This window comes from Pseudovibrio sp. Alg231-02, from assembly GCF_900143565.1.
Classification (GTDB): Bacteria; Pseudomonadota; Alphaproteobacteria; order Rhizobiales; family Stappiaceae; genus Pseudovibrio.
Window position 1 is genome coordinate 91,185 of the sequence record NZ_FREX01000015.1, and the last position, 21,727, is coordinate 112,911.

At 50.7% G+C, this 21,727-nt stretch carries 20 protein-coding genes; 12 read left to right on the plus strand and 8 right to left on the minus strand.

Features of this window, described 5'->3' with window-relative positions; genetic code table 11:
* Positions 1 to 424 precede the first annotated feature (424 nt).
* Positions 425 to 655: a hypothetical protein gene (locus DHN43_RS25760; protein WP_057462080.1), complete on the minus strand. Its 231-nt coding sequence runs from the start codon at positions 653 to 655 to the stop codon at positions 425 to 427.
* On the opposite strand from DHN43_RS25760, the gene DHN43_RS25765 reads away from it, so the two are divergent.
* The 9 genes from DHN43_RS25765 to DHN43_RS25805 all read left to right on the plus strand — a co-directional run bounded on the left by DHN43_RS25765 (position 654) and on the right by DHN43_RS25805 (position 11,681).
* On the plus strand, positions 654 to 914 hold the full coding sequence (locus DHN43_RS25765; protein ID WP_057462081.1) for a DUF4212 domain-containing protein: 261 nt from the start codon (positions 654 to 656) through the stop codon (positions 912 to 914). The genes DHN43_RS25760 and DHN43_RS25765 overlap by 2 nt on opposite strands.
* Before the next feature lie 14 nt (positions 915 to 928).
* On the plus strand, positions 929 to 2,716 hold the full coding sequence (locus tag DHN43_RS25770) for a sodium:solute symporter family protein (RefSeq protein WP_063292108.1): 1,788 nt from the start codon (positions 929 to 931) through the stop codon (positions 2,714 to 2,716).
* A 105-nt stretch (positions 2,717 to 2,821) separates the two neighbouring features.
* Positions 2,822 to 4,651, plus strand: coding sequence for a DUF294 nucleotidyltransferase-like domain-containing protein (locus tag DHN43_RS25775; RefSeq protein ID WP_108820560.1), 1,830 nt, complete (start codon positions 2,822 to 2,824; stop codon positions 4,649 to 4,651).
* Between the two features lie 116 nt (positions 4,652 to 4,767).
* Positions 4,768 to 5,289: a hypothetical protein gene (locus DHN43_RS25780; RefSeq protein ID WP_108820561.1), complete on the plus strand. Its 522-nt coding sequence runs from the start codon at positions 4,768 to 4,770 to the stop codon at positions 5,287 to 5,289.
* Complete coding sequence (locus tag DHN43_RS25785) at positions 5,289 to 6,701, plus strand: 3'-5' exonuclease (protein ID WP_108820562.1); 1,413 nt, start codon at positions 5,289 to 5,291, stop codon at positions 6,699 to 6,701. Before DHN43_RS25780 ends, DHN43_RS25785 begins: the two co-directional genes overlap by 1 nt.
* A gap of 460 nt (positions 6,702 to 7,161) precedes the next feature.
* Positions 7,162 to 7,626 (plus strand): type III secretion system chaperone, encoded by a 465-nt coding sequence (locus DHN43_RS25790; protein WP_108820563.1) that lies wholly within the window; start codon positions 7,162 to 7,164, stop codon positions 7,624 to 7,626.
* 26 nt (positions 7,627 to 7,652) lie between these two features.
* Positions 7,653 to 9,626, plus strand: coding sequence for a type III effector (locus tag DHN43_RS25795; RefSeq protein WP_108820564.1), 1,974 nt, complete (start codon positions 7,653 to 7,655; stop codon positions 9,624 to 9,626).
* A gap of 161 nt (positions 9,627 to 9,787) precedes the next feature.
* Positions 9,788 to 10,780, plus strand: a complete 993-nt coding sequence (locus DHN43_RS25800; protein ID WP_108820565.1) for a hypothetical protein — start codon at positions 9,788 to 9,790, stop codon at positions 10,778 to 10,780.
* A gap of 280 nt (positions 10,781 to 11,060) precedes the next feature.
* Positions 11,061 to 11,681, plus strand: a complete 621-nt coding sequence (locus DHN43_RS25805; RefSeq protein ID WP_208995632.1) for a 2OG-Fe(II) oxygenase — start codon at positions 11,061 to 11,063, stop codon at positions 11,679 to 11,681.
* Between the two features lie 28 nt (positions 11,682 to 11,709).
* Here DHN43_RS25805 and DHN43_RS25810 read toward each other — a convergent pair whose 3' ends face one another.
* Positions 11,710 to 12,156, minus strand: coding sequence for an Lrp/AsnC family transcriptional regulator (locus DHN43_RS25810; protein ID WP_057465180.1), 447 nt, complete (start codon positions 12,154 to 12,156; stop codon positions 11,710 to 11,712).
* Between the two features lie 148 nt (positions 12,157 to 12,304).
* On the opposite strand from DHN43_RS25810, the gene DHN43_RS25815 reads away from it, so the two are divergent.
* Both DHN43_RS25815 and ctlX read left to right on the plus strand, forming a co-directional pair.
* Entirely contained in the window at positions 12,305 to 13,375 is a 1,071-nt protein-coding gene (locus DHN43_RS25815; RefSeq protein ID WP_108820566.1) for an ornithine cyclodeaminase, read from the plus strand.
* A complete protein-coding gene (gene ctlX, locus DHN43_RS25820; RefSeq protein ID WP_063292007.1) occupies positions 13,372 to 14,295 on the plus strand; it encodes a citrulline utilization hydrolase CtlX in 924 nt (307 codons plus the stop codon). The genes DHN43_RS25815 and ctlX overlap by 4 nt, the downstream gene beginning before the upstream one ends.
* Positions 14,296 to 14,371: 76 nt before the next feature.
* On the opposite strand, the gene alr is transcribed toward ctlX, so the two are convergent.
* The 4 genes from alr to dctP form a co-directional block, all read right to left on the minus strand.
* Entirely contained in the window at positions 14,372 to 15,514 is a 1,143-nt protein-coding gene (gene alr / locus DHN43_RS25825; protein ID WP_208995633.1) for an alanine racemase, read from the minus strand.
* Between the two features lie 88 nt (positions 15,515 to 15,602).
* Complete coding sequence (locus tag DHN43_RS25830) at positions 15,603 to 16,892, minus strand: TRAP transporter large permease (RefSeq protein ID WP_063292005.1); 1,290 nt, start codon at positions 16,890 to 16,892, stop codon at positions 15,603 to 15,605.
* Positions 16,889 to 17,503: a TRAP transporter small permease gene (locus DHN43_RS25835; RefSeq protein ID WP_057465184.1), complete on the minus strand. Its 615-nt coding sequence runs from the start codon at positions 17,501 to 17,503 to the stop codon at positions 16,889 to 16,891. The genes DHN43_RS25830 and DHN43_RS25835 overlap by 4 nt, the downstream gene beginning before the upstream one ends.
* A gap of 80 nt (positions 17,504 to 17,583) precedes the next feature.
* The gene (gene dctP, locus DHN43_RS25840; protein WP_108820568.1) at positions 17,584 to 18,576 is read right to left on the minus strand and encodes a TRAP transporter substrate-binding protein DctP; all 993 of its coding nucleotides are present in this window, start codon (positions 18,574 to 18,576) and stop codon (positions 17,584 to 17,586) included.
* A gap of 166 nt (positions 18,577 to 18,742) precedes the next feature.
* Between dctP and DHN43_RS25845 the strand changes: the two genes are divergently transcribed.
* The gene (locus DHN43_RS25845) at positions 18,743 to 19,702 is read left to right on the plus strand and encodes a LysR family transcriptional regulator (protein WP_108820569.1); all 960 of its coding nucleotides are present in this window, start codon (positions 18,743 to 18,745) and stop codon (positions 19,700 to 19,702) included.
* Between the two features lie 73 nt (positions 19,703 to 19,775).
* On the opposite strand, the gene DHN43_RS25850 is transcribed toward DHN43_RS25845, so the two are convergent.
* Complete coding sequence (locus DHN43_RS25850) at positions 19,776 to 20,945, minus strand: amidohydrolase (RefSeq protein WP_244306984.1); 1,170 nt, start codon at positions 20,943 to 20,945, stop codon at positions 19,776 to 19,778.
* A 454-nt stretch (positions 20,946 to 21,399) separates the two neighbouring features.
* Positions 21,400 to 21,727 (minus strand): transposase (locus tag DHN43_RS25855; protein WP_159096990.1); only part of this gene is annotated, 328 nt, incomplete at its 5' end.

The window sequence follows — 21,727 nt, forward strand, 5'->3', positions numbered from 1 at the left end:
TCACATTGTTAGGCATATGAACAAAGGGTTCGGAAAATGGCGGCATAACTACTTTAATCAAACTGTCCGGAAACTGGGACAAACTCCAGTTTTGACAACACTCATGGAAACGTTCTCGGTTCCTTGAGAACTCATGGTGTCTATATTTATGTCGCAACAATTTGACAAGTTAAAAAGGAAACCAAGCTGTAAGTAGTTTCAAAGTCTTTGGTTGTAATACATAAGTATTCTCTACGTAAGTAGGCGTGTACAAGTTGACTTTGGGGGAACAAACTGGGTGCTGAAGGTGGCTTGTGTGGGAGTCGTTGGAAGATCTTGTGATAGCTCAGTTCCGGCTTTGGGAACTGACGCAACGCTTTCTTGATGAAGTGGGGCGGGTTAAGGGAGCAAGTGGCTAGCTGTGTAAGTCTGCGAGCTCTAAACTCTACGCAAATGTAAAGCTTAGCTTTCTGGAAATGGTGATGTTTTGATGGGATTCTACGTCACCTGAGCGGCTTTTCTTGATGGGGTTTGTTAGGCCAAACAAGATCAACGAATACTCTCCAAGCCAGCTGACCAGTGGGAGGTACTGGTCATCAACAGCAAATCCAGTTTGAGATTTGGGGGCATATGCCGTCCGGTTGAATTTCATCCGGCCCAAACGGGAGGAGAGCATGTCAGATAACTCATCCAACAACGCATATTGGGCTGCCAATATGCGTATCATTAAAATAAGCCTCGTTATATGGGCTCTGGTCTCGTTCGGGTTTGGCATTTTGCTACGCCCGCTGCTGAGCGGCATTCGTGTTGGCGGCACTGATCTGGGGTTTTGGTTCGCACAACAGGGTTCCATTCTGGTCTTCCTGGCGATCATCTTTTTCTACGCCTGGCGTATGAACCGTCTTGACCGTGAACACGGCGTTGAAGAAGAATAGGGGCTTTTCAGATCATGGATCAGTTTACTATCAACTTGCTATTTGTGGGCAGCTCCTTTGCGCTCTACATCGGCATCGCGATCTGGGCCCGTGCGGGTTCCACATCTGAATTTTACGCTGCAGGCCGCGGTGTCCATCCTGTCACCAATGGCATGGCAACTGCAGCTGACTGGATGTCTGCGGCATCATTTATTTCCATGGCCGGCCTTATTGCGTTTACCGGCTATGACAACTCATCCTTCCTGATGGGCTGGACCGGTGGCTATGTGCTACTGGCACTGCTTCTTGCTCCGTATCTGCGCAAGTTTGGCAAGTTCACCGTCTCTGAGTTTATCGGTGATCGCTTCTACAGTCAGACCGCTCGTATTGTTGCTGTGGTTTGCTTGATTGTTGCGTCAACCACCTACGTGATCGGTCAGATGACCGGTGTTGGCGTCGCGTTTGGCCGCTTTCTGGAAGTTGACAACACAACAGGCCTGCTGATCGGTGCCTGTGTTGTGTTTGCTTACGCTGTGTTCGGTGGCATGAAGGGCGTTACCTATACGCAGGTCGCTCAGTATGTGGTGCTGATTACCGCTTACACCATTCCAGCAGTTTTCATCTCGCTGCAATTGACTGGCAATCCAATTCCAGGACTTGGTCTGTTTGGTAATGATGTTGCAAGTGGCGAACCACTTCTGACCAAACTGGATCAGGTGGTGACTGAGCTTGGCTTCAACTCATACACATCGAACAATGCTGACACCTTCAACATGGTGCTGTTCACGCTGTCTCTGATGATTGGTACTGCTGGTCTGCCGCACGTGATCATGCGCTTCTTCACCGTGCCTAAAGTGGCTGATGCACGCTGGTCCGCAGGTTGGGCGCTGGTGTTTATTGCATTGCTTTACATCACCGCTCCTGCAGTTGGCGCGATGGCACGTCTCAACATCACAGATATGATGTGGCCAAACGGCGGCATTAATGGTGGTGCTGTTGAAGTTGCACAGATTAAGAACGACCCAAAATATGACTGGATGCACACCTGGGAAAAGACAGGACTTCTGGCTTGGGAAGACAAGAACGGCGACGGCAAAATCCAGTACTACAACGACAAGAGTGAAAAAATGCAAACTCTTGCCGGCGAAAAAGGCTGGGTTGGAAATGAGCTGACAAAATTCAACCGTGACATCCTCGTGCTGGCGAACCCGGAAATTGCAAACCTTCCAGGTTGGGTGATTGGTCTTGTCGCTGCAGGCGGCTTGGCAGCGGCCCTTTCAACAGCAGCAGGGCTCTTGCTCGCAATCTCCTCAGCGGTTAGCCATGATTTGATCAAGGGGGCAATTAGACCATCAATCTCAGAAAAGAGTGAGTTGATGTCTGCCCGAGTGGCCATGGCGGTTGCGATTATTGTGGCAACCTATCTGGGGCTCAATCCTCCGGGCTTTGCGGCGCAAACGGTGGCACTGGCCTTCGGTCTTGCAGCGGCATCCATCTTCCCTGCGCTGATGATGGGTATCTTCTCAACCCGCATCAACAACACCGGCGCTGTTGCGGGTATGTTGTCTGGTCTGGTTGTGACCCTTGTTTACATCTTCCTGCACAAGGGTTGGTTCTTCATTCCAGGAACCGCCAGCTTCTCTGATGCTGACCCACTGCTTGGTACGATCAAGTCCACATCGTTTGGTGCGATTGGTGCGGCTGTGAACTTCGCTGTTGCTTACTTTGTTGCAGGCATGACGAAGGAAACACCTCAGGTGATCAAGGACCTCGTGGAAAGCGTACGCATCCCTCGTGGAGCCGGTGCAGCTCAGGACCATTGATAACTGACGCGGGTTGCTGAACCTCAGTAACCCGCTGTCTTTTGATCCTGTCCTGCCCGGCCTATGCTGGGCAGGACTTTATTTCTTCCAGCTGAAGGCGGAGCCATGCCTCTTACATCAGAGCAAGTCCTGCAGTTTCTGAAATCCGTGCATCCCTATGATGTTCTTCCAGAGACAGATCAAGAGGCGTTGTCCAACCAGATAACAGTGTGGGAGCGCGTCCACGGTGCTGATATTTATGAGCTTGGAGAACAGCTGCCGGGGCTCTTTCTCATCTACGAGGGCGGCGTCGAAATCCGGGATAAGAATGATGCCGTCATAAGCCGTCTCGGCATTCGCAATTCGTTTGGGGAGCGCGGTCTGTTTCTGGACGGACGCGCGGTTACATCCGCAAAAGCAGGTGAGCCAACTGTCCTTTTGGTGCTCCCGCCTGCGTTATTGACAGAACTGATCGCAGCGCATCAACCCGTTGCCCGTTTCTTTGACCGGACTCAGAAGCCGCGGACCCGCGAAAATGATCTGGCCGCCATTCCAATTGAATCGTTTATGGCGCCCAACCCGATTACCTGTCGTCCTGACGACACAGTGCAACATGCTGCCCAGCAGATGAGGGATGCCCGCGTTTCTTCGCTGTGTGTGACAGATGCAAAAGGTGGGCTGATCGGGATCATTACGGTGCGGGACCTCTCCTTTAAGGTTTTGGCATCTGCTTTATCAGTTGAGACACCGGTTGAAGCTGTCATGACGGCTAATCCCATTGTGCTTGCCCCATCAGCCATCGGGTCGGATCTTTTACATTTGATGATGGAACGGCGTATTGGTCATGTCCCAATCGTGGAGGGTGAGCGCCTCGTCGGCATGGTGACGCAAACGGATTTGACACGGTTTCAGGCCATCAGTTCAGCTGAGTTGGTCAGCGAAGTTGCCAGGGCCAAAGATGCCTATGACATAGCACGGGTGACGGCCCGGATACCCAACCTGCTGGTGCAGCTGGTGGCAGGTGGCAGTCGGCACGAAATTGTCACACGGTTGATCTCTGATATTACTGATGCCGCAACCCGCCGCTTGCTGAAACTGGCAGAAGAAAAGTTTGGTCCTCCACCCATCCCGTATCTTTGGCTTGCTTGCGGCTCGCAAGGGCGCCGCGAACAGACCGGGGTCAGTGATCAGGATAATTGTCTGTTTTTGGATGACCACGTTACCGACGAGCAACGGCTTGGGTACTTTGCTGATTTGGCAAAGTTTGTGTGTGATGGACTGAACACCAGTGGTTACATCTACTGCCCAGGTGACATGATGGCGACGAACCCGCGCTGGAGCCAGCCGTTATCTGTCTGGAAAACCTATTTTGAAGGGTGGATCAACAAACCGGACCCAGAAGCGCAGATGCTCAGCTCTGTCATGTTTGACCTCAGGCCAATTGGCGGCGAGGTTTCCCTCTTTGAAGACCTGCAAACACAAACACTGGAAGCTTCAAGCCGTAACTCAATTTTCGTGGCACACATGGTCAGCAACTCGTTGAAACATACGCCGCCACTCAGTTTGCTGCGCGGGTTGGCAACCATCCGCTCTGGTGAGCATAAGAATACGTTGGACATGAAGCACAACGGCGTGGTGCCAGTGGTTGATCTGGCACGGATCTATGCGCTGCAAGGACAGATCGGGGCGGTTAATACCCGCGCACGGCTGGAAGAAGCTCGTGAGAGTGGCCAACTGAGCAAATCAGGTGCGGGAGACCTTCTGGATGCTTATGACCTGATCGCCGAGACGCGAATCCAGCATCAGGCCGATCTGGTTAAACAAGGCGCTCAACCCGATAATTTTCTGCAGCCTTCTAGCCTGTCAGATTTTGAACGCTCTCATGTTCGGGATGCGTTTGTTGTTGTTAAAACCATGCAGTCAGCAGTCGGGCATGGTCGCGGAATGCTAAGCTAGAGTGCGTTCTGTTTGATTGGATTCAATCAAACAACAAGAATTCGCTCCGCTCTAGACCAATAATAATCAAAGCTGTGGCGAGACAAAAGCGACCACAGTTACCTGGGAGGAATAACATGTTTCTTGAATTGATCGGGACCTTCATTGCAGGCATTGCCGGAGCTGGTCTTGTGATGTTGATCAATCATGTTCTTGGCGGGCGATTGCCGCGCTGGTTTGCGCCAGTTGCTGCCGGTGCTGCCATGTTGCTGGCAACAATCTCCAGCGAGTACAGCTGGTTTTCGCGCACCAAAGATACGCTCCCTGATGGCATAGTGGTTGCTGAAACTGTAGAAAGCAAAGCCTTCTATCGTCCATGGACCTATCTGTTTCCCTTCACTGAAAGATTTGTCGCGATTGATACTGCTACGATCCAGACACATCCAGAGCAGCCGGGCATGAAACTGGCGCAAGCTTACTTCTTTGGCCGCTGGTCTCCGGTGAACAAGCTTCCTGTGCTTACTGATTGTGCCACCAGCCGACGGGCAGCATTGGCTGACGGTATCATTTTTGAGGAAGGTGGAAGCATCTCTGGGGCTCAGTGGGTGTCAGTGCCGGAAAATGACAGGATCACCTCAACAATATGCGGAGCGGGGTAATGTTAACAGGCCTCAGTTTACGATTTCGGATCTTCCTCTTGTTCGCGGGTGTTGCCGCAGCAAGTTGTGCCGTTGTCGGGGCTGCGCTTTATTTCGGATACACCCGTATTGCAGAAACAACACCAGCCTCAGGTTTCCTGTTGGCCGGCATTCTATCCATTTTTGGTCTTCTTGCGATCTCGGTCAGCATCTGGCTTCTGTTTGACGAAAATGTTGCCAAACCAGTGCAACGTCTCTCCGCTGCCATCCGCACGACAGCTCATGCAAACGTTGATGCCTCAATTGATTTTGAAGAAGCCAAGTACCTGGGCGACCTTGCGCCTGCGGCTCATGCGGTTGCCTGGCGTTTAACCAATGACAGTGCAGAAACTGATGAGTTGGTTTCTGATGCAACGGCACAGTTGGCGAGCGAGCGCGAGCAGCTGGCCTTACTGTTAACTGAGATCCCCGTCGCCATCGTGCTCGTCAGCCCTGCACACAAAATCATGCTTTATGACGGTCAAGCCGCAGACATTCTTGGGCAGGTTCATGTTCCACGTTTGAGTGCATCCATCTTTGATTACTTTATTGAGGAGGAAGTGCGTGCTGCCTATGATCAGCTGATCGAATTGAAAACAGAAATTGCGGTTGATGTGAAAGGAGCCCGTGGCAATCTCAATTTTCAATTGCGCCTTAAAAAACTCAGAGGGATGTCGGGCTATATGATCCTGATTGACGATGCGACCGCACGCATCGCACCAGAGGCACCGCGACCTCTGATTTATGATTTTGAAGCGGCCCAGCACCATTTTGAAAAGGAAATTGAGGAGCGTTCTCTGCGTGATCTCAGCTTCGTCGTTTTCGATACAGAAACAACTGGCCTCATGCCAAATAAAGACGACATTGTCCAGATCGGGGCCGTGCGGGTTGTTAACGGACGTATCATTCCCGGTGAAACAGTTGACCAGTTGGTCAATCCGGGCAGACCCATTCCAGCGGCCTCAACCGGAGTTCACCGGATCACAGATGACATGGTGGCAGATGCTCCAGACCCGGTGACTGCAATTTCAGAGTTTCACACCTTTGCCAAAGACGCCGTCATTGTCGCGCACAATGCTCCGTTCGACATGGCATTCCTACATCGATACGGCCACTTGTCCGGCTATGCCTGGGACCATCCGATCCTTGATACCGTCCTCTTGTCTGCTGTCGTTTTCGGCGCGGATCAAGAGCACACTCTCGACGCCCTTTGCACTCGCCTTGGTATAGAAATCCCCATAGCATTGCGCCACACAGCCCTCGGCGATGCCCAGGCCACCGCCCAAGCCCTCTGCAAACTCCTCCCCCTCCTATCCTCCCACGGCTTCAACACCTTCGGAGAAGTCATTAAGCAGACGAGAAAACATGGTCGGTTGTTGAAGGATTTGAACTAAATTTCAAGCGTTAGACGGATATGTTTCCATAAATTCCGAAATTCTACCTGACATTACCACCCAGCTTATCCACTTGAAGTGCTATTTGATCAGAAATAAATCCTGATATGTATAAAACTCCCAAATGGCTTAGTTTTTTTTAAATCTCTATTTAATTTTTCATTAAAACACCCTTAATCTACTGGGATTAACTATGTTAGGGTACGAAACACAGACTAACGATAGTAAAGCCATTCTCAAAAAATAGAATATCTCTATATTTAGAAGATAAATATACGTTCGTCTATTTGCAGCAAAATACCAACATGTACTTCAAATATATATTGGTTGCATCGGCCCCTCAAACTCCATCACACCTCTGTGAGCTATGCCTATCGGCACAATCACCTATTGCAACGTGTTCTAATGTTTTGCGCAGACATAAGGCCGTGGACGGCGGCAAGACATAGGGCGGAAAACTATGGTTGGTACGAGCGAAGTATCGAAACTCGTCACGGAAGTGAGTGACTTATTCGTTGATGCATCCGTGTTTGCGGATCCGGCACGAGACAGTTGGCTGTTTCAGTTCACGTCAGGTTTGGACGTGATTGCGACACTGGAAGAAGACAGACATGCCCTCGCCATCAGTGCGGAATTGGGCGGAATACCAGAAAAGAACCGGGTTGATCTGCTGGAGTATTTTTTAAAGGTCAATCAGTCTTGGGCGGGCACCGGTAGCCTGCGGTTTGCAATGTTGGCAGATACAGACAAGACCATCACCCTCCTCTGGGATATTCCGATGAATGGGTTGGCTCGTCACGACCTTTTTGCTGCCCTTTCTGAGTTTGCAGAAAGGGCGCAGGGTTGGGCTGAGCTTTTGAAATCTGGCGTTCTCCTCACACAGGAGCACGCAACAGAAATTCCCCAAAACTCCCTTAAAATCTGATCCCCATAAGAACGAGGGCTTCCCCGATGACCATCCCGCAAGCGACTTCTACGGCACCAACAATTGCCCCTGCCAACATCCCACCACAGGCTGATACAACAAGCAGTCCGGCGCCGAGTTCTCCTCACCCGGCGCTGCAATCGCATCAACAAAAAGCCGTTGAAACGCAGTCCGCTGTCAAAGATCAACTCGCAACGACGCAAGGAAACGCTGGTGCTGACAAATCACTATATGATCTGATTTGTGTCGGGCGAGGCACATCGGCAGCAGCCTACCTCACCAGCCTGAAACGGTGTGATTGCTCTATTGTTGCGGACAGCACGAAGAACAACGTGCTTGTGGTCGGCAAAAATGATCCATGGGCCGGTGCACGAGGCTATGAAAAAGGCCATTACACTCAATGCATCAACCAGGCACAGCAGCTGGTGAACCCTGGTGATGAACCAATTGCATCCTCTTGCCTGGACCCGGTTGACAGACAGGAGTGGTCTCAGCTCAATGCGCAACGCATCGATCAGGTTTCTGGTGGGAACATCCTTGATGCCGAAGTCCGTCAGATCAGCCGAGACAGAGAGACAGGTCTTTATAAGGTGCAGACTGATGCAGATAGCGAGCCGCTTCTGGCCAAGAAGGTCATCCTTGCCACAGGCGCCGGCATTGAACGCTCAGACTACGAGTACCATCACGTCCCGCCGGAAGTGGCTGATTTCAGAAATTCTGGTCACCCCAATGCTGCCAACTGCCTGGATTTGGATCAGTTCCAGCGTAACGAAGCAGGCACGCGAGACCTGACCGGACGTGTTGTGGCGGTAATGGGCCCGAATGCGGGTACAGATGCGATTATGGAGCTTTCAACACGCGGCGTTGATAAGGAAAACATCTTCTGGATGATGCAGCCCCATCAAAAGCCTGGCGTGGCACTGACATGGGATGTGCGCTCTGTTGGTATTGAGGCTACCTTCACGGCACAGGAAGCGGGTAATGACCGTTCTGATGGCGGTACGGTGTTCCGTTATCAGCAGATCAACAAAGTCTCTGCGGGTGAAAATCGCCCCTTGACCATCAGCACAGATGGTGGAGACTTTGAAGCAGACTACCTGGTCTATGCAGTCGGTCAGCGCGGTGGCGGAACCAGCAGAACCGAAGTGGTTGAAGGGGCGGCTAAGAAAGTCCCGCTCCTTGAAAGAGAACTGGCCTCTCAGTTGCAGCCAGTCTACGACGTCAACCAGCGCTTCAGTGACCTTTCTTCCGGTGGGGCCTGGCAGCACGTGGTGGGTCTGGAAGTTGCAGGTACGACCAAGACTGAAGGTCTGGAAGTGGTCGGTGCTGCTGCGATGCAGTCCAGTCGTGGGATCCAACACAATTACCTTGACGCAGATTACAGCTCACAGCTTGAAGCTGTCCTTGAGAACAATCCTGAGTTCCGTTCTTTGGCTACAGAACATTTCCCGGCTCTGTTGGATACAAAGTCATTTGAACAGCTTCTGAAGCCTGATTCCGGTTTGAAAAAACCGGGCGAATATGAGGACCAGAAGGCTGCACTGTTAAGCGCACTTAAAGCAACCGACGCTGAGCAATCTCTGAGCGACGTTAATGAGCTGCTGCATACCTTCGATTTACGGAGCAAAGCGGCAAACGATCTGGGGGGTACGGCTAAACCAATCCGCGTGTCAGACCTGCTGGCGCAAGGCTTGAGCCGCACACAGCCCGCGACTGTTGCAGACCCACGCCTGATTGGTGGAGCACAGCTGAACATTGCAGCCCAGACTGAAAGCTTCAAACCACAGCAGATCACGACACCGGGTGGTATCAACTTCAACGAAGATCAGCAGACCATTGCCCTTTATGTGGCCCAAAACTATCCGGACATTCCTGCGGACAAAGCCAACGAGTTCGTCGCTAGTGTGATCGCGCAACGCACAGATGGCAACCACTTACGCGGTTTCACACCAGAAGAACGTACGCAGTTTGAAACTGAGTTGCAGGCGCTTTCTGAATAACGCCTGTGTTCATCAAACCACTGATTGCTCGGTCACAGTCTGTTTGATGCAGACGTGACCGCACGATGCAGCATGTTCATTTCAATCAAGTCAGGACAAAGATGAGTACCTTTTTCAAGAAAAGGGCTCATCAGTCCTGCAATTTCTGAGAAGAAACCAGGATGCCAGTCACACTTGCAACATCAACGCCGCAGGTACAAGCAAACCTACAGCATACGGTGAGCTCAAGCTCTACCGATAAGAGCATAAAGCTGCCAGATTATCAGGAACGGCGCCTGAATGATGTTGGAATCACGGTTAAATACAATGCAGAGCTCTCAAGTCAGAAAGTAGAGAGCTCTTTAAAGGCTGTATCGATACACCGTGTGGTCAACAATGAAGTTGCTGTCACAACTAACGCTCTTCATAGCATCATCCCACCGGGGAGTGATGTGGTTATCAATCGAAGTGCCCCTCACATTACACCGGCGTCTCCTTCACAAACGGTCGCGGGCACTCACCAGAGTATCTTGGAGACGAAAACATCATTGTCTTCGCTCCCAGATAGCGCTTTTTCTGTCATAGAAGGGACATGGCATGATGCAAACACAGTCAGCATCGCCGCGCCCGGAAACGTGTTTGGAGCATCTGGATGTCTGTCCTGTGCAGATGTCTTACTGGAAATTCCGATGGAAACGGAATTATCGCCTGCATTTGAAGAAGTAACACAAGCGTTTGGCGTGAAAGTCTTTGATAAAGGCGAAACCGTTCCGGTGAAGTTTGACAAGTGTGATCTCAACGTCGTTGAATATCAAATTACACCAGCAAACCACCAATACTCTCTCGAAGAAGCCAATGGGTTTTTCGTCGAAAGACATGAGTTTCCTCATATCTTTATGGCTTCGTCAGATCAGGACGAGATCGTTATTACCGTGGGCAAACAGATCAAAGACGACAAATTTGCGCTGGCCAATATTAAAGTTCCGGATGGCAAAGCTATTATGCTTCCGGGTGGAACCATTCACACAGACAGTTTGTCACGAGGAAACATCGTAATCATGCTCACTGAATGTGTGGGGGCGGATACGGTCCTCATGCACGACAAGGACAGCCAACCGATCACGTTGCGGGTAGACAGCTCAGAACGCATTGGTCTCGCTGAGTGGCATCTGTAACACGACTGCAATGCCATTTGATTGGGGGATTTCTTTCAAATGGCATTTCCCTATGCACTTGTTCTGCAGATCTTAGAAATCAAGCGCGTAAAACAGACTTTTTGATAGTGAACTATTATTTCACAGCCAAATCAACACAAGAGATCTCTCTGGTTGATTTGATCCTTTACCATTTAAATTACAGTCTCAAATTTTCTGCACTCAGAACTGAGAATTTTTGGCTTTTCTAACCTGTGCTACAGCTACCACCTGTTTTTTGCTGCGTCAGGGAAGTTGGAAAATGATCAATTTCGATGCTCTCAGAGACTCCAATACTCGTACAACTCCTTTCCAGTATCTGGTGGGGGAAAATGTACTGACCCAAAAGCAAGCTGCTGATGTTCGTCGTGATTATCCAGATATCAAACAGACTGGGTATCTGCCCTTGTCAAAACTTGAATCGACTGGCGCATTCAAGCAACTTGTAGATGATCTTTACAAACCGGAACTGGCTGAAATTCTTTCGGAAAAACTCAGTTTGGATCTTATGGACAAACCACGGATGATCACTGTGCGACGCTTGTCCAAACACGGTGATGGCCGTATTCACAACGATTCTAAATCCAAGATCTGCACCATGCTCATCTATCTCAATGAAGATTGGGATGACGCCGCTGGAGGTGCCATTCGTGCCCTTAATGGAGACACTGACATGGACGACTATGCTGAGGAGGTCTCTCCGCTCGCTGGGAACGTGTTCGCATTTAAACGCTCAGAAACAAGCTGGCATGGCCATCCTTCTTTCAAAGGTGAACGCTATGTGGTGCAAGTAACGTTTCTCATCTCTGGAGAGGAATTAGCGCGGAAAGAGAAACGCGGCGGATTCCAAACTAAGCTGAAACGCTTGTTGCGGATCAATTAGGAACCCAAACAAGGCAAGTTGCTAGCAGTCAAACGCTGGACAGCAAGATGCTTGTTTCGCTGTTCATGACGCCTTCGATCAGGCGGACTTCGCGCAGGACGCGGTCGAATTCTGAGAGGTTTTCGACGCGGATGTCTGTTACCAGATCCCATTTACCGCTGGTGGTGTGCAGGACTTGCAGTTCGGGCAGACCGCGTAGTTTGCGGATGACCTGGGTGGTGTTGCGTCCCATCACTTCAATCATCATGACAGCGCGGATCTCGCCGCTGTCATAATCTTCACGCACTCGTGCCGTAAAACCAAGCAGAGCCCCTGTTTCCAGCAGCCGGTCCATGCGTGTTTGTACTGTTGCGCGTGAGACGCCCATAATCTGTGAAAGTTTGGAGACTGGAGCACGGCCATCCAAACGCAAAAGGCTGATTAATTGCCGGTCGAGTTCATCATAAATATGTTTCGCCGTATGGTTTTGCTTCATAAGTGCTCTCAACCCATAAGTTTAGCAATAATATAAAATTAACCTAGCAATCTGTCAAAAACTATCTCTCATACTTAGCAAGATTGATATGTTTTTTGCAATTTGCACAGTTGATACTAGGGAAACTGTAATTACTTGAGGAAAGCTCATGTCAGCCCCTGCCCCGTCAGAACTCGCGTTCGTTCCATTTGTCAGTGTCGACAATATGATGAAGCTGGTCCATCACATTGGCATTGAGAAAATGCTCTCGGGCATCGCCGACTACGTCGAAGAAGATTTTCGTCGTTGGGAGCTGTTTGACAAGACACCCCGGGTGGCTTCCCACTCCAAAGAAGGTGTTATCGAGCTGATGCCGACCTCGGATGGCGAGACATACGGCTTCAAGTACGTCAACGGGCATCCAAAGAACACTAAGGAAGGCCTGCAGACTGTTACTGCGTTTGGTCTTCTGGCAGATGTGTATACCGGTTACCCTGTCCTTGTGACTGAAATGACCGTGCTGACAGCGCTTCGCACAGCAGCGACCTCAGCTGTGGTGGCAAAATACCTTGCTCCTAAAGATGCTCACACCATGGCGATGATCGGCAACGGTGCGCAGTCAGAGTTTCAGGCTTTGGCGATGAAGGAAATCTGCGGGATCAAAACCTTGCGGCTTTACGATGTTGATCCCAAGGCGACTGAAAAACTCATGCGCAATCTGGAAGGTCGCGGTTTGACCTTGCAGTCCTGCAAAAGCGCAGAAGAAGCGGCTCTTGGCGCACAGATCATCACCACCTGTACCGCCGACAAGCAGAATGCCACCGTGCTTTCCGACAATATGGTTGGAACTGGCGTGCATATCAACGCGATTGGTGGCGACTGCCCGGGCAAGACTGAGCTTGCCAGTGGCATCCTGGCCCGCTCTGATGTTTTCGTGGAGTATCCACCTCAGACACGCATCGAAGGCGAAATTCAGCAGATGCCGGAGGATTTCCCTGTCACTGAGATCTGGAAAGTGATCACGGGTCAGGCAGAGGGCCGCAAAGACGAGCGTCAGATCACGCTGTTTGACGGTGTAGGCTTTGCAACTGAGGACTTCTCCGCCCTTCGCTACGTTCGTGACCAACTTAAGGGCACAGGTTTGTACCATGATCTTGATATGCTAGCCGATCCTGATGATCCGCGTGACCTGTTTGGTATGGTGATGCGTGCAGAACCGGAAAGCGGAGACGCTGCATGAACCGTACATCCGTTCAAGCGCCCGGCGCCGTCGTCATGGTTCGCCCGCACCACTTTTCAGTGAATGCGGAGACTGCTGCTGACAACGCTTTTCAGGCTGAGATCACAACAGATTCAGAGCACGCCAAGCAGGCTTATGATGAGCATACCGCAATGGTGGAGCAGCTTGAATCTCACGGTGTGCGCGTTCATGTGTTTGAGGGAGATACTCCGGGACTTCCAGATTGTGTTTTCCCTAACAACTGGTTCTCTACTCATGCTGGTGGACACGTTGCGATTTTTCCGATGAAGGCAGAAAATCGCCGCCTGGAGCGTCGTCACGACATTCTTGAAATGCTGAAGTCAGACTACCGTGTTCAGGATGTCATCGACTATTCCGGCCTTGAGCAGGATGGGCTTTATCTTGAAGGAACTGGCGCAATGGTGCTCGATCATATTGATCGTGTTGCTTATGCGGTGGAGAGCGACAGAACCAACCCAATCGCGCTGGAACGTTTTTGCACGCACTTCAACTTTGAGCCGATGGTGTTTGCAGCTGAAGACGACAAGGGCACGTCGATCTATCATACAAACGTGCTGATGTGTGTTGGAACCAACTTTGCGCTGATCGGTACAGACATGATCACAGATACGGCGCGGCGCTCAGAAGTTGTGGCACGCCTTGAAGCCACAGGTCGGGATGTGATTGAGCTGAGCAATGCTCAGATCTCTGGTTTTGCCGGAAATGCAATCGAACTGATGGGCAAGGATGGCCCCCTGCTCGCACTTTCGCAAACTGCCTATGATATTTTGACAGAAGAGCAACGCGATAGGATCTCAGCGACAGCAACATTGGTGCCGCTTGCTATCCCAACGCTTGAGCTGGCTGGCGGTTCTGTGCGCTGCACAATTGCAGGTCTTCACCTGTCCCCGCGCAACTAATTCTCGCAAAACGAGATACACCCGCCGGAGACCCTCCGGCGGGTGTATTTGTATCCGTTGTAGAGATTATCTGAAGTCAGATGAGCAACGTTTCTTTCTTCGTGACATCCTGAGTGTGTTTTACGACGCGCGGATTGCGTTGACCCCAATCTGTATAAAGATCAGCCATGATGGTGCCTGAGGACGCCTCTGCCATTTGAGTTGTGATTTCAGCAGATTGCTGGCTACCAAACACAACCACTTCCTCTCCCAATGCAACGCCCATGAGATCTGACACATCCACGACAATGGTGTTCATGGAAATTTTCCCCAAAACGGGCTGTTTTCTGCCCTGAACAAGCACACTGCTTAGTCCTGCAAAGCGTCGCAGATATCCATTGGCGTATCCCAGTGATACAGTCGCAAGCCGCTTGTCTTCATTTAGCACCGTCGCACGGTCATAACCAATCGTGCTGCCAGCGGGGAATTCTCCAAGGCTTATTATTCTCGCCTTTAATGTCATGGTGGTCTTAAAGCCAAGCTCTGGCTTTACAATGCCGTACATCACCGCACCACAGCGCATCATGTCCGTATAAGGGTTGCATGAAGAGACAAGTGTCAGCGTGCTGCCGGCATGGACCAGCAAGTTCTCACGCCGCAGAGACGTATTGGCGACGACCCAATCCACGTCCTTGTGATAGCGCGCGATGCTCGCCTCAAGTTCTTCAGGTAGGTTTGAGGGAAAATGAGTGCTCACGCCTGTGATGTGCGGTCCCAGCAACTCTACGATACGCTGGCATACCTCTTTGCCTTTTAGGGAGGAAAGCTCCAAGCCATCCCGAGACATTCCGCCTGCATTTAACGAGAGATGGTAGTTTGCAGGAGTGCTTTCATTCCTGCGGACACTGGCAAGTTCCAATGCGCCCTCAAAGCTGCCCACTTGCTCCTGAACCTGAAAAGGCAAAGCAGCTTCAGCCTCATCGCGCGTTGTTGCCCGCAACCGGAGCAAGTTATCTTTGTAACCGGTGTCGCGAACAGCCTGCGCTTCTGCGTTTGACGTGATGCCGACGTAACGAACGTTGTTGCGCTGGATGATTGGCATGACGTTCGCGATACCGTGTCCATAGGCATCTGCTTTGACAACTGCACAGAACTTGGTTTTGTCGGGCAAAAGCCCGAGCGCAATCTTTAAATTCGCTTCAATTTGGGTGCACGAAATCTCGCACCAAGATGAATACATTGGTGTTGCCATCTTCATATATGCCGATGTGAAAGTAACAGTAGAGAGCTGCCTCAGCTCATTAGAGTGAGCTGAGGCTAAACTCTGATCAGCCGAACACCAGTTCTGGCAACCAAAGCGCAACCTGCGGAATAAAGGTCGTGATTACCAGCGTTGGCAGCCATGCGAATGCAATCATTATCAGCGTCGGCTTCATCATCTTGTTGACCGGAGCGTCCGTCACACGAGCCCCAAGATAAAGCAATGGTGCTGTTGGAGGCGTGATGTTTGCCATGCCCAGATTGACACCAAGCACCGCTGCAAAGTGAACCGGTTCCATGCCGACACTTTGCACGATTGGCAGCAAGAGCGGCGCGGACAACAGCAAGCCGGAGATATCATCCATCAGCATGCCAATGAGGATCATGACCAGATTGACCATCAGCAGGATAATGATCGGATTATCAGAAACTGAGTAAATCAGATCCTTTGCCATTGCCGGAATATTCTCAAACACCAGAAACTGGCTGACAATGAGCACCATAAGCACCATCATCATGACAACACCGATGGTTGTGCCGGCATAGCGCAGTGTTGGAAAAAAGTTCTCCCTATCAAGACCGCGATAGATAAAGAAGCCGATCGGAATTGCGTAGATTACAGCGACACCAGCAGCTTCTGTTGGTGTCATAACACCACCATAGATGCCACCCAGAATGATCACAGGCATCAAGAGCGCAGGCATAGCTTTGAAGCTTCTGGTGCGCAGCTCAAACGTGAACTTGCCTCCCACACGTTCGGTCTTCAGGTCCTTTACATTCCGTAGCATCACGAAGTTCACGATGCAGAGGAAACCGATGAGAATGACCCCTGGAATAACGGTTGCCAGAAAGCACTTGAGTACGGATTGCTGTGTGGTCCAGGCATAGAGAATTTGTGAGGAGCTTGGCGGAATAAGCAGGCCCAAGGGACTAGCGCTCACGATCAGCGCCGCTGCCATGCCTTCCGGATAGTTGGCTTTGCGCAGATGCGGCATCATAATGGAGCCGATGCAGGTGAGTGTAGCAGCAGCAGAACCAGAGATCGCTCCGAAGATGCCACTTGCAACAACCGCAGCGGCACTCAGCCCACCACGGACGTTGCCCACCATCAGCTCAGCAAGGGACACCAAAGGTGCCGCTATCCGGCCTCGCTCCATGATTGCGCCAGCCAGGATGAACAATGGGATTGCAAGCAGGACCAGTGAGCTTACCTTCCAGTGCCCTGTTGGCATAAAGCCGCTGACGTCGTGCCCGCCAAAGAGCGCGATGAATAGTAGAACAGCGCCAAAGGACATTGGGACGCTGACGCCAATCACCAGCATGAGACAGATAAGAATAAGGCTTCCCAGAATAATCATAGTGCTGGCTCTTTTGTTTTTGTTGTCTCTGGCATGACCGGTGGAAGCGATACATCATCTTGCTGTTGCACATTTGGTTGTGCCGCAGATTTGGCTGGGCCGGTTTTGACGAGCACGATCAGATGCAGCAGGCTGTAGAAGGCCATGGTTGCAAAGCCGACCAGCATGGCAAGGCGTGGGACAAAGAACGGAATTCGAAGGGCAATTGTTGCGCGCCACCGGGGATAGCTGTCGATCTCATCAATAATCATGAGCGCGGACCAATAGACCAGTGCCATCGCAATGATGAACTCAATCGAACCAATAACGAGGGCCCGTACATGTGCTTTGCGTGGATCCTTGATCACATAGGTCAACAAGTCTGCATTTACATGAGAGCCATCGTAGGTTCCCATTGCTGCGCCTGCGAAATACATCCAGAAACAGATAATCAGCAGCCACTCTTCATAGGCAAACAGGTCTGAGCCAAATCCATAGCGAAAGATCACCACGAGGAAGAACGTGCCAGCCATGATGATGCAGCCAATGGCAAGCAACCAGGATTTGATCGTTACCAGGCGATCGACAAATCGAGACCAGCCTGGTGAGAGGTGTTGTGAGAGTTCAGACATGAATGCTCATAGTTCTGGCTTAACTTCAGGAAAAGGAACGGGCAGCAACAGACCACCCGTTCGCATAGGTGTCTTTGTGCTTATTTATCTGCCATCAGAGCATCGATGGTGTCTTTGCCAACGATTTCAGAGATTTGTGGCCATACGTCCGCACGCACTTTCTCAGCAATAGCAGCACGGTCCTCATCAGACATTGTCACAACCTGATAACCGCTTTCCTGAAGCTTTGTGACGTATTGTGCCTCGTTATTTCGGCCCCAAGCAGCATAATCACGGGCGGCTTTGTCAAAAGCTGACTGGACAGCTGACTGCTGCTCTTGGGAGAGTTTGTCCCACGTGCGGCTGGAGGCGTAGTAGGTGGTGTTTTCGACTACAGCGTTGTACGGGATGAAGGCTTTGCCAACATCAGAGGTTGCAAATGCGCTGTAAGCCAGCTGCGCAGTACAGCAGATCGCTCCATCAACCGTACCCGCCTGAATGGCAGGAAAGACTTCGCCCCAGTTCATTGTGGTGGCTTTAAACCCAATTGATTCAACGGTCGCTTTGATGACCTGAGAGCTCCAGACACGAATGTTCATGCCTTTGTCGCCTGTGTTGCCTGCATTGTCAGGCACATCGTTTGCTACAACACCGATGAACCCTTCTGGTGCGTTCGCCAGAAGCTTGAGACCCAAGCCGTCAAGACGCTCAGCAAAGATTTTGTTGAAGGCAGAGCCCTTGTTCAGATAGACTTTTTCGGCTTCATCCCAGCTGCTCACAAGGTATGGCAGAGAGTTGATTTCAAGGACCGGATCACTGTGCGCATACACCACAGAATGCACCAGATCTACGTTTCCACGTGCAGCAGCTTCAAACAGTTCTTCGCCCGCACCGAGCTGGCCTGCCGGGAACACGGTTACTTTCAAATCAACATTGGCAGCTTCAATATCAGTCTTGATTTGCTCCAGCAGTGTGTTGCCGTAGTGCTCAACTGGTACAACACCGGCAAGCTTCAAGGTGGTTGCAGCAGAAACGCCGCTTGTCAGGCCGATTGTCAGCGCAGTTGCAACTGCGAATTTTGTGAAATTGGTCAAGTGTCTCTCCTCCGGAAAATCGTTTTTTGCGTATGCCTAGTGCTGGTTGTGTGCGCTACCCCTTTTTGCTGCAACTAACAACCTACGCATAAATTCATAGGACCAAGAGTAGACGCATTAAGCAAGTTCATATATTTAATGTAGATATAAATTTGAGTAATATCATATGAATCGAACCTCTCTTGAACGCTTCTGTCGAAACCTCGATTGGAACTTGCTTTATACCTTTCTCATCATTGTTGAAGAGAAAGGGGTTACCAAAGCAGCAAAGCGACTTTTGCTGACACAACCAGCCATTACCAATGCCTTGAAACGGTTGGAAAATCAGTTTGATTGCATGCTGATAGACCGTAATGCAGGTGAGTTCTCACTGACCAAAGCCGGGCAGCTTCTCTATGAGGAATGTCTTGAGATTTATAGCGGTGTGTCGCGCATTGCAGCAGTCTTGAAAGACGTGCGCGAGGACGTGACCGGACACGTTTCCATCGCAACAGCAACCCATGCCGAGTCGCCTGTGATTGATGCAGCTTTTGTCCGTTTTCACAGGACGCACCCAAAGGCGACGCTCTCAATCAAGGTTGCAACAAGTGGTGATGTGGTGACGCAGGTGAAGCGCAAAACGGCGTCTTGCGGAATAGGCCTCACCACGGCTCGTCAACCCGGCCTGACCTATGAGATTATCTACCGTGAGAGATTTGCGCTTTATTGTGGTCGCCTCAGCCCGCTGTTTGGGCGTGATGATATTCGCAAGGAAGAGCTTGCCCACGAGCCCTATGTGACTTTCCCCACTGATGAACCCGGCGGAGAAATGAGTGAGTTTGCCATGGCACGCAACAAGCTGGGCATTGAGCATTCCCCTGTTGGCCGGTCCTATCATTTGGAAGAGTTGCGCCGATTGATCGAGATTGGCGTCGGCGTCGGCCCATTTCCGGTCCATGTGGCCCGGCCTTACGTCGAGGCGAAGCGCTTATGGCGCATTACCGACTTTGCAGACCTGCCGGTCTACGACATTGCACTCATTACGAACTCAAAGACCCGGCACAATGCTGCAGAGGCAGCGTTTATTGAAATCTTGCGGGATGAAATCAAAAAAGTGCCTCTGGAAGACAGAAGTTACCTGAACTAGGCCTGACCACTGGGGGGGGCAAACGAATGCCCCATCTCTGCGAGAGATGGGACTACAAGCTCGTCGGTGAACTTTAATCAGCAAGACCCAAAAGCTGATCAATGATCGTAACGAACAGATCTGCTCCGATCGGGATCAGCTCATCCGGGAAGTCATAGTCAGGATTGTGGAGCTGAGGCTGTGTTTCTCCAGAGCCCAAAAAGAACATCGCAGACTTTGCCCCATCCAATCCAAATCGGCCAAAATCTTCTGACCACCGCATCGGATAATCCAGTTCCTTCAATGGGGTGCCGACCCGCTTCGCTGCCTGAATAATCTGATCACGGCTTTCTGGATGGTTGACACAGGCAAGGAAAATATCATGCCATGTGATTGCAACATCCAGATCAGGAGTTGCCTGCGTGACAGCTTCTTGTGCCCGGTCAATCATATCTTCCATCAATGCATCACTGATGGCCCGCAGTGTGACACGCAGCTCTCCAAACCCGGGTGCAATTCCAAACGTTGGCTCCCCTAAACGGGCATGTGTTAGTGTGCTGAGTGTAAATTGATCATTCATTTCCCCGCCGACACCCAGCTTCGCGAGCTGCTCCATCAACACAGAGATTGCCGAGGCTGGAGAGAGACCATCTTCCGGTGCAGCTGCATGAGAGCTCTTTCCGCGCAGGTTGATCTGCATTCCGCGAGATGCGCAATTGGCATACTCCCGGCAGATGCTGACTTCTCCCATGGGGCGTCCCGGTAAATTATGCAGTGAGAAGGCGAAATCGGGTCGGAACTCTGCGAAGTTCGGATCTTCAATCACAGCCGCCGCCCCTGCTCCAGTCTCTTCAGCTGGCTGGAACATCAACACGACACGCCCTTGCTTCGGGCGTCGTGCGGACAGCAAATGTGCTACGCCAAGAACCATCGTCATGTGCCCGTCATGCCCACACAGATGGCCACGGCCCGGGATTTGTGAGCGATAAGGAACCTCAGAGATCTCCTCAATCGGCAACCCATCCAGCTCACACCGGATCATCACAGTTGGCCCATCTGCAGCGCCACGATACTCAGCAATCACCCCAAAACCGCCAAGCCCGGAAAAAATACGATCAGCCCCAATCCGCTCGAGTTGCCCAACAATAAAGCGACCAGTTTGTTCTTCTTCACCAGAAGCTTCCGGCGCTTTATGCAGTGTTTGCCGAACATCTATCAGATAACCAATTTGTTCAGCAGTCAATTTGAGCTGGATCGTGTCCAAAATATAAGTCTCTTCTGCCAATATTGCTAATACCACTAATTTACAAAACTTGATGCCATATTAAGAAAACCAACGCCATCAGAGATCTATGTCAAAAAAACTTGGATACTTGTTTTCTGATACCGGCGTTTCATAATGCATAAGATCCAGAAATCAAATCGATTAGATGTATGTCAATATAAGTAATTCTTATACTTAACTCAGAAGTTGCGATCCGTGCGCCAACCTATTTTTACAAACTGATCATCCAAGTTTTCCGATAATCAGATAGTTCCATTATCATCAACTAATTACCAATGAAGCGCCGCAACTCAAATCTTAAGCTGGCATTTATTTAGTATTATGCCCAGTAAGCCTTGATTGAGGGAAACGCTATTAATTTCGATAATCGAAAAAATATTTATAAAACAGAGCATACTAATCATTATAGTGTAGATTCTATCTTAGAGTCTGTTCAAGAATAGCCATATCGAGCAATTCTTCGAACCATCAGCTTGATCATTGCAACGTTCATTAGAGCTTCTGTGGTTTTTGCATATCGTTCCAAATCCTTTGACAACCTGCGGTTTATGCCAAGCCAGGCGAACGTGCGCTCTACGGTCCAGCGTTTTGGAAGTACTTGAAACCCTTTCTGGTTTGGCTTGACGATTTGGAGCGGCCGCGGGCTCGCCTTTGCTGCAATTTTCCCCTGATATCCTCCATCAGCACAGATTACTTCAAGAAAGGGAAAGCGGGATGTCACCTTTTGGCAGACACTGGCGAGGCCATCGCGGTCCGGWCTC